General features: G+C 66.9%; 8 protein-coding genes and 2 pseudogenes. 9 read left to right on the forward strand and 1 reads right to left on the reverse strand.

The window, feature by feature from the left end:
* Positions 1-300: 300 nt before the first annotated feature.
* Entirely contained in the window at positions 301-1,245 is a 945-nt protein-coding gene (locus ON21_RS34160; protein WP_039805031.1) for a LysR substrate-binding domain-containing protein, read from the reverse strand.
* A gap of 81 nt (positions 1,246-1,326) precedes the next feature.
* Here ON21_RS34160 and ON21_RS34165 point away from each other — a divergent pair, with 81 nt between their 5' ends.
* The 9 genes and pseudogenes from ON21_RS34165 to ON21_RS34200 form a co-directional block, all read left to right on the forward strand.
* A complete protein-coding gene (locus ON21_RS34165) occupies positions 1,327-2,211 on the forward strand; it encodes a thiolase family protein (RefSeq protein WP_083881075.1) in 885 nt (294 codons plus the stop codon).
* Positions 2,212-2,362: 151 nt separating this feature from the next.
* Positions 2,363-3,181, forward strand: a pseudogene (locus tag ON21_RS34170) (IS110 family transposase); the annotation flags it as partial.
* Positions 3,182-3,646: 465 nt separating this feature from the next.
* Positions 3,647-4,888, forward strand: a complete 1,242-nt coding sequence (locus ON21_RS34175; protein ID WP_039805062.1) for an IS110 family RNA-guided transposase — start codon at positions 3,647-3,649, stop codon at positions 4,886-4,888.
* 3 nt (positions 4,889-4,891) lie between these two features.
* A pseudogene (locus ON21_RS34180) lies at positions 4,892-5,281 on the forward strand (transposase); the annotation flags it as partial.
* A gap of 53 nt (positions 5,282-5,334) precedes the next feature.
* Positions 5,335-5,763 (forward strand): NUDIX hydrolase, encoded by a 429-nt coding sequence (locus ON21_RS37760; RefSeq protein WP_083881076.1) that lies wholly within the window; start codon positions 5,335-5,337, stop codon positions 5,761-5,763.
* 150 nt (positions 5,764-5,913) lie between these two features.
* Entirely contained in the window at positions 5,914-6,291 is a 378-nt protein-coding gene (locus tag ON21_RS34185; RefSeq protein ID WP_039805035.1) for an ArsR/SmtB family transcription factor, read from the forward strand.
* Positions 6,288-7,031 carry an aquaporin gene (locus tag ON21_RS34190; protein WP_039805037.1) on the forward strand — a complete coding sequence of 248 codons (744 nt, stop codon included), beginning with the start codon at positions 6,288-6,290 and terminating at the stop codon, positions 7,029-7,031. Before ON21_RS34185 ends, ON21_RS34190 begins: the two co-directional genes overlap by 4 nt.
* A gap of 11 nt (positions 7,032-7,042) precedes the next feature.
* Complete coding sequence (locus ON21_RS34195; protein WP_039805064.1) at positions 7,043-7,450, forward strand: arsenate reductase ArsC; 408 nt, start codon at positions 7,043-7,045, stop codon at positions 7,448-7,450.
* A 158-nt stretch (positions 7,451-7,608) separates the two neighbouring features.
* Positions 7,609-7,982: transposase (locus ON21_RS34200; protein WP_245562854.1), on the forward strand; the 374-nt coding region annotated here is incomplete at its 3' end.

Consider the following 7,982-nt stretch of genomic DNA (forward strand, 5'->3'; position numbering starts at 1 on the left):
TGAGCGATCGGATGGTAGGCGCGAATACCCCTGAACGAGCCTCGAACCGCCGCAGACCAGTTCGGGGCTCATTCGGACTGGCGGCATGGCTGCTGTTGCCACCGGCGAGGACTGGCATGCGTTCGAGTGCCTCTGAGTGTTCGTCGCCGGTTGTCTCTGAGAGTATGCGAGCATGCGGTGAGGGCACGATCGGTTCCCGGTCTTCGCGGTCAGTGCCGATCCGCGGACGCGGCATATCGGTCCATGACTACCTGTCCGCTCGCGACTGATCGATGCACCGTTGGTGGTCGGTGGACCCCGCTACGTGGCCTGGGCTGCGGCTCGGACCAGTGCGGCGACGGCTGTGACGCCGGGCGAGTTTTCTGATTCTCGTCGGGCCAGTATGAGGTCGACGGTTTCGGGGTGTTTGAGTGGTCGGTAGGTGACGCCGTCGAGTCCGAGGCTGCGGACGGGTTCGGGGGCGAGGGCGACGCCGAGGCCGGCGGCTACGGAGACGGCGAGGGTGGCGGTTTCGCTGACTTCCAGGATGGCGGGCCGGAATCCGGCGCGGGCGCATGCGTCGAGTACCAGGTGGTGCATGGTGGATCGGTCGCCGGAGGGGTGGGTGATGAAGGTTTCGCCGCCCAGGGCGGCGAGGTCGACCGGATCGGTGTGGGCGAGGGGGTGGTTGGTGGGGAGGACGGCGAGGAGGTGTTCGGTGCGTAGTGTTTCGAGCACGATGCTGGGCGCGTCGGGGTTCGGTGCTTGGAGGTGGTGGAGTCCTCGTTGTGGTCCTGGTTCGGAGCCTGGTTGGGGGCGGATCAGTGCCAGGTCGTATTCGCCGGTGGCCAGGCCGTCGAGCAGTTGCGGGGACAGCAGTTCGCCACGCACCCGCAGGTCGATGTGGGGGAGTTCGGTGCGGACCATCCGGGTCAGGCGGGGAAGGACGTCGTAGGTGGCGGTGCCGATGAAGCCGACCGAGACGCGGCCTGCGCTGCCGCGGGCGAATGCCGCCATGTCGTCGCCGGCGCGAGCGCACGCCGCCTCGATCCGCCGCGCGTGTTCGGCGAAGCGTTCGCCCGCGGGGGTGATCTCGACGCGGCGGGTCGAGCGGTCGAACAGCTGGATTCCGAGTTGGGTTTCGAGCTGTTTGATCTGTTGGGACAGGGCTGGTTGGGCGATGTGGACGCGAGCTGCGGCTCGGCCGAAATGACGCTCGTCGGCGAGGGCGAGGAAATAGCGCAGGGTCCGCGGGTCGAAGTCCATCCAGCGATCCTATCGCTGCTACTTATCAATGGCCTGAAATGAGTATTGGACTGCATCAATCCGCGTGTTTAGCGTCGAGGCATGACCGATTCCTTCGTCTATGCCGCGGCGCGCACGCCGTTCGGGCGTTTCGCAGGTGCGCTGGCCGATCAGCGCCCCGATGATCTGGCCGCCGCGGCCCTGTCCGGCGTGCTCGCCAAAGCGCCGCACCTGTCGCATGATGCGGTGGGGGATGTGATCTGGGGGTGTGCGAATCAGGCCGGTGAGGACAACCGCAACGTCGGACGGATGGCGGTGTTGCTGGCCGGGTTGCCGACCGGGGTACCGGCGACCACGGTGAACCGGCTGTGCGGCTCCTCTTTGGATGCCGTGATGAGTGCCTCGCGGATCATCGAGACCGGTGACGCGGAGGTGGTCGTGGCCGGGGGAGTGGAGTCGATGACGCGGGCGCCGTGGGTGTTGCCGAAGCCTTCGCGGGCCTTCCCCGCCGGAAATGTCACCGCGGTCTCGACCACGCTGGGCTGGCGGCTGGTCAACGACAGGATGCCCGCGGAGTGGACGGTCTCGCTGGGGGAGTGCAACGAACAGCTCGCGCAGCGGTACGGGATCTCCCGTGACCGCCAGGACGAGTTCGCCGCCCGCTCACATTTTTTGGCGGACGCGGCGTGGGAGGCGGGCTTCTACGACGACCTCGTGATCGCGTCCGGTGGCCTGGCCCGCGACGAGGGCATCCGGCCCGACTCCACCGCCGAGAAGCTGGCCGGATTGAGACCGGCGTTCCGGGAGAACGGGTCGATCACCGCCGGGAACGCTTCGCCGCTGAACGACGGCGCGGCCGCGGTCCTGCTCGCGAGCGAGACAGCCGAGCTGGGCATCGATCCGCTGGCACGGGTGGCGGGCCGGGGGACGTATGCGCTGGATCCGCAGGATTTCGGCTTTGCGCCGGTGGAGGCGGTGTTCGCATGATCCGGGGGGTGGTGTCGCCGGGTCCTGGTTGGCGTCGATGGACCGCTGATGGGGACAGGGCCGAGGGTAGGTCTCTTCATAACGTGGGTGCTGGACGTTGACGCCGGATCGGCGACCGGTCCGGGCTTCGACACGATGAAGGAACTGCGAAGTGGCACAGGCGTATGCCGTGTTCTGCGGCGTTGACGTTGGTAAAGGCGAACACCACGCGGTCGGTCTCGACACCGGCGGCAAACGGTTGTACGACAAGGCACTACCCAACGACGAAGCCAGGCTCCGAGCAGTCTTCGACAAACTCGCCACCCACGGACCACTGTTGATCGTGGTCGACCAGCCCAACACCATCGGCGCCCTGCCGGTCACCGTCGCCCGCGCCTGCGGCCACGACGTGGCGTATCTGCCCGGACTGTCGATGCGCCGCATCGCCGATCTGTATCCCGGACAAGCCAAGACCGATGCCCGTGACGCCTACATCATCGCCGACGCCGCCCGCACGATGCCGCACACATTGCGCCGAGTCGATACCGGCGACGAAGCACTCACCGAACTCGGTGTGCTGGTCGGCTTCGACGACGACCTGGCCGGCGAGGCGACTCGCACCAGCAACCGCATCCGCGGCCTGCTCACCAGCATCCACCCCGCGCTCGAACGCGTGCTCGGCCCACGCGTCGCGCATCCGGCGGTCCTGGAGATCTTGTCGCGCTGCGGCGGACCCGATGGAATCCGCGCTGCTGGCAGAGGCAAGCTCACCGCGATCGCGGTCAAACACGCCCGCCGGATGGGCGCTCGCCTCGTCGAGGAAATCCTTACCGCGCTGCCCGCACAGTCGGTCACCGTTCCCGGTTCCAACGCTGCGGAGATCGTGCTGCCAAAACTCGCCGATTCCCTGAAAAACGTTTTGCTACAACGCAAAACCATCGCCGAGGATATCGAGAGGATGCTCGATGCACACCCTCTTGCCAAGGTCCTGATCTAATAACACGCGAACGAGCCCGAAGCTGATCAAGATCTCTGTTCGCTTCGAGCTCGCCCTCAAGTTCGTGTTCCACCGACGGCTGGCGATACCTGGGGCCCGGAGCCCTCCAGCTAAGACCGCGCCGCGGCGGAACACAACCGGTGGTGACCCGGACGGGACGCCTTGTCCTGACCACGGACCGACGAGTCCTTCATCGAGACCGGCGGACCACACCCGCCCGGGCCACCGCCACACCTGCTGATCAAGGATGTCGCTCGTGGTTCGAGCCCGTCCGCGCGACCTACACCTTGCTTCTCGGGAGCCTGGAGCTCTGGCATCAAGACCGGAGTCGTGCGGATCGCTGGGATCGTGAACGGCTCAATCGGAGGGAAGGCCACGAGCCTCGTTATTAGGGTGCCGCACGTTCTCGCCAGGGAATCCGACCAGTCCAGACAGGTGAGCAAGGAGAGCAAGTTGGCAATCGTGTTCTGCGGCATCGACTGGGCCGAGCGCCACCACGACGTCGCCCTGGTCGACGCCGAGGGCAAGCTGGTGGCCAAGCGCCGCATCGCAGAGTCAGCCGACGGTTTCGCCGAACTGACGGCCATGCTGGCCGACGCCGGCGACAGCCGCGAGGCCCCGATCCCGGTCGCGATCGAGACCCCGAGCGGGCTGCTCGTCGCCGCGCTGCGGGAGACCGGCCGGGCGATCTACGCGATCAACCCGATGGCCGTCGCCCGCTACCGCGAACGACACACCGTCTCCCGCGAGAAGTCCGACCACGCCGATGCGATGGTATTGGTCAATATCCTGCGGACCGACGCCCACATTCATCGTCAGCTGCCCGTCGACACCGAACTCGCCCGCGCAGTCGCAGTCCTGGCCCGCGCCGCCCAGGACGCGGTCTGGCGCCGCACCAGGGCTTTGCAGGAACTTCGGTCTCTGCTGCGCGAGTACTACCCGAGCTTTCTCGCCGCATTCCACCGCAGCGGCGCCACGAACCTCGCCGGCCCCGAAGCCCGCCAGCTGCTTGCGCTCGCCCCGACACCGGCGGCCGCCGCCAAGCTCACGCCGGCACGGATCGCGAGCGCTTTGCGGCGAGCCGGCCGCCAGCGCGGCATCGACGCGCTGGCGGCGGAGATTCACCATGCGTTCCAAGTTTCACAGCTGCGGCAGCTTCCGCTCATCGAGGAAGCGTTGGGGCGTCAGGCTCTCGCTCTGCTGGCGACGCTCAACGCCGAATGCGACAACGCCGAACAGCTCGGCCGGGCCGCCGTCGAAGCGTTCCAGCAACACCCCGACCACGCGGTGATCACCAGCTTTCCCGGCATGGGCGAACTCAGCGGCGCACGACTCCTGGCCGAGATCGGCGACGACCGTGCCCGCTTCGCCGACGCCCGCGCGCTCAATGCCTACGCCGGTTCAGCGCCCGTGACCAGAGCCTCCGGACGCAGCATCGCCATCACCCGCCGCCTGGTGAAAAACGACCGCCTGAACGCAGTCGGCTTCCTCTGGGCCTTCGCCGCCATTCCCCGCCCAGGCCCGGCCAAGGACCACTACGACCGGCGCCGCGCCTGCGGCGACCGCCACGCCGCAGCGCTGCGGCACCTGTTCAACCGCATGATCGGCCAGCTCTACCACTGCCTCCACACAGGACAGACCTACGACCCGATCAAGGCCTTCGGCGGACCCGCACACCACACCGAACCCGTCGCAGCTTGACAGTTAGCGAGATCGGAGGTCTCGATGCCTGGCATCGGAGTCAGGACCGGAGCCCGCATCTTGCTCGAAGTCGGCGACGGCTCGGCCTTCGCCACCGCCGGGCACCTTGCGGCCTACGCCGGCATCGCGCCGGTCACCCACCGCTCCGGCAGCTCCATCAAGGGTGAGCACCCCGCCCGCTCGGGCAACCACAAACTCAAACGCGCGCTGTTCCTGTCCGCATTCGCCGCCCTGCACGACCCAGCCAGCCGCGCTTACTACACGCGAAAACGCAACGAGGGCAAGAAACACAACGCCGCGCTGATCTGCTTGGCCCGACGCCGCTGCGATGTTCTCTACGCGATGCTGAAAACAAAACAGTCATATCGGAACCCAACCGCAGCTGCCGCCTGAGCTCAGAGAACCGCGCGCGGTCCTCGAAAGGTCTAATCGGGCACGATGTTGAAGTGGAGCAACCGAGAATCCGGGTGGCCGCCTACGTTATTCGGCACCGCACCGTCGCTGAACTCCTTGTCTTCGACCACGTCGGCATGCCCGAAGCAGGAACCCAGATACCGGCCGGTGGTGTCCACTCAGGCGAGGACCTCGAACAAGCTGTCCTACGCGAAGTGGCCGAAGAGACTGGGCTGTTCGATGTTTCCGTGGTCAATCAGATAGCCGTGGAAGACCGGCCACACCCGCTGACCCGTCAACCGCGCCGGACTACTTTCTTCCATCTTCGTGCCATGCCAGACACAGCAGACGCCTGGATACATCGAGTCGACAGCGACGGAGATGACCACGGACTGACCTTCGCCTGTCGCTTCTCAGCACTACCGCTGGACATTCCGTTGGCCGACCATCAGGACGCCTGGCTGGCCAAAATCCTGAGCTGAGTCCGTAGTCGTCGGGCAACTACATCCAGGTTCATCGTCATTCTCTCGACACCGACCTCCCCTTGCGAAAACGATAGGGACACCCCCCGGCGGGCACTGTTCACCGGCTGTCGATTTGTCTGCGATATCGACATCGATCAATATCGATGGGTGTCGAATCAGTCGCTGCCATGGATCGGGGCGACCCCGCCCTCGTGCGAGGTCGCCCCGATCGTTCGTGAACCGCTCTCACCCGCCGCCGCGATCGAACTGGCCGCGGTGTTCAAGGCGCTGTCGGACCCGGCGCGCCTGCGGCTGCTGAGCCTGGTCGCCAGCCGTAGCGGCGGCGAGGCCTGCGTGTGTGAACTGTCGGCCGGATTCGAGTTGAGCCAGCCCACCATCTCCCACCACCTGAAAGTCCTGCGCGAGGCCGGGCTGCTGTCCAGCGAGCGCCGTGGCTCCTGGGTGTACTACCGGATCCAACCGCAGACGTTGGCACCGCTGGCACGGCTGCTCGACATCCCCGCTGCGCAGGCATCGGCGCGATGAGCGGCCACGCGCGCCGCCTGCTCGCCGAATTCGCCGGCACCGCCGCCTTGGCCGCGGTCGTCGTCGGCTCCGGTATCGCCGCGCAGCAACTCACCGCTGACCTCGCGCTGCAGCTGCTGGCCAACTCGACCGCAACCGTCTTCGGGCTCGGCGTGCTGATCCGGGTCTTCGGTCCCGTCTCCGGCGCCCACTTCAACCCGGTCGTCTCCGCCGCGGACTGGCTGGCCGGCCGCTGTCACGGCGCTGGCCTGACCGGGCGCGACGTAGCCGCCTACGCCCTTGCCCAGATCACCGGCGCGATCACCGGATCGGTCCTGGCCAACACCACCTTCGACCTCGGCGCCGTCCAGATCTCGAGCCACGCGCGCATCACCACCGGCCACCTCCTCGGTGAAGTGGTCGCCACCGCCGGGCTGATCGCGGTGATCTTCGCCCTGGCCCGCAGCGGCCGCGCCGCCTTGTCGGCTTCGGCGGTCGCCGCCTACATCGGCGCCGCCTACATCGGCGCCGCCTACTGGTTCACCAGCTCCACCAGCTTCGCCAACCCCGCCGTCACCATCGGCCGCGTCTTCTCCGACACCTTCGCCGGTATCGCCCCGGCCTCGGTCCCCGGCTTCATCGCCGCCCAAATCATCGGCGCCGCACTCGGGCTGGCGCTGATCGTCGTGCTCTACCCGCGCTCGGTGGCCTCGGCCGCCGACAACGCGGTCGTGCCCCACCCCGACCACACCACCCGTTGAAAGAGAACTCCGTGTCGACCAGGCCCAGCGTGCTGTTCGTCTGCGTCCACAACGCCGGACGCTCCCAAATGGCCCAAGGCTTCCTCACCCACCTCGCCGGAGACGCCATCGAGGTCCGCTCCGCCGGAAGCGTCCCCGGCGCCGCCCTCAACCCCGCCGCGGTGCAAGCGATGACCGAAGTCGGCATCGACATCACAGACCAGACACCGAAGATCCTCACTGCCGAGGACGTGGAAACCTCCACCGTTGTCATCACCATTGGCTGCGGCGATGCCTGCCCCTACTTCCCCGGCGTGGACTACCGCGACTGGAAACTCGACGACCCCGCAGGCAAGGACATCGACACCGTCCGCACGATCCGCGACCAGATCCGATCCCGCATCGAAGCGCTCATCACCGAACTGCTGCCCGAGCGATAGCCGAGCCGAACAGGTATCGAAAAACGTTCGGTCGGGCGTGTACGAGATCTTGTGTGAGTTGATCTCGTGGTCTGGCAGGGTGGCAAGGCGGAATGCCTTGCTGCCCGGGAAGGATCACAACGTTGGCGCAGGAAACCAACGACCCGCACACGCCGGATGTGGATGCTCTGGCCGAGCAGCTGCTGGATCGAGCCGATGCCGATTCCGCGCAGCTACTGGGACCGGACGGGCTGCTGACGCAGCTGACCCAAAGAGTGCTCAACCGGGCCCTGGATGCGGAGCTGACCGAGCATCTGGGGTATGAGAAGGGCGATCCGGCCGGCCGCGGTTCGGGCAACAACCGCAACGGTTGGACGTCGAAGACGGTGCTGACCGATATCGGTGCGGTGCCGGTGAGCGTGCCGCGCGACCGTAACGGCAGTTTCGAGCCGAAGATCGTCCCGAAACACGCCCGCCGGCTGGCCGGGTTCAACGAGCAGATCTTGTCGCTGTATGCCCGCGGCATGTCGGTGCGCGACATTCGCGCCCATCT

This window comes from Nocardia araoensis NBRC 100135, from assembly GCF_000308435.1.
Classification (GTDB): Bacteria; Actinomycetota; Actinomycetes; order Mycobacteriales; family Mycobacteriaceae; genus Nocardia; species Nocardia araoensis.

What these genes read in the sequence shown, in the direction of transcription:
- ON21_RS34165 (WP_083881075.1), top strand. Translation starts at nt 1,327, where the DNA reads ATGACCGATTCCTTCGTCTATGCCGCGGCGCGCACGCCGTTCGGGCGT.
- ON21_RS34190 (WP_039805037.1), top strand. Translation starts at nt 6,288, where the DNA reads ATGAGCGGCCACGCGCGCCGCCTGCTCGCCGAATTCGCCGGCACCGCC.
- ON21_RS34160 (WP_039805031.1), bottom strand. Translation starts at nt 1,245, where the DNA reads ATGGACTTCGACCCGCGGACCCTGCGCTATTTCCTCGCCCTCGCCGAC.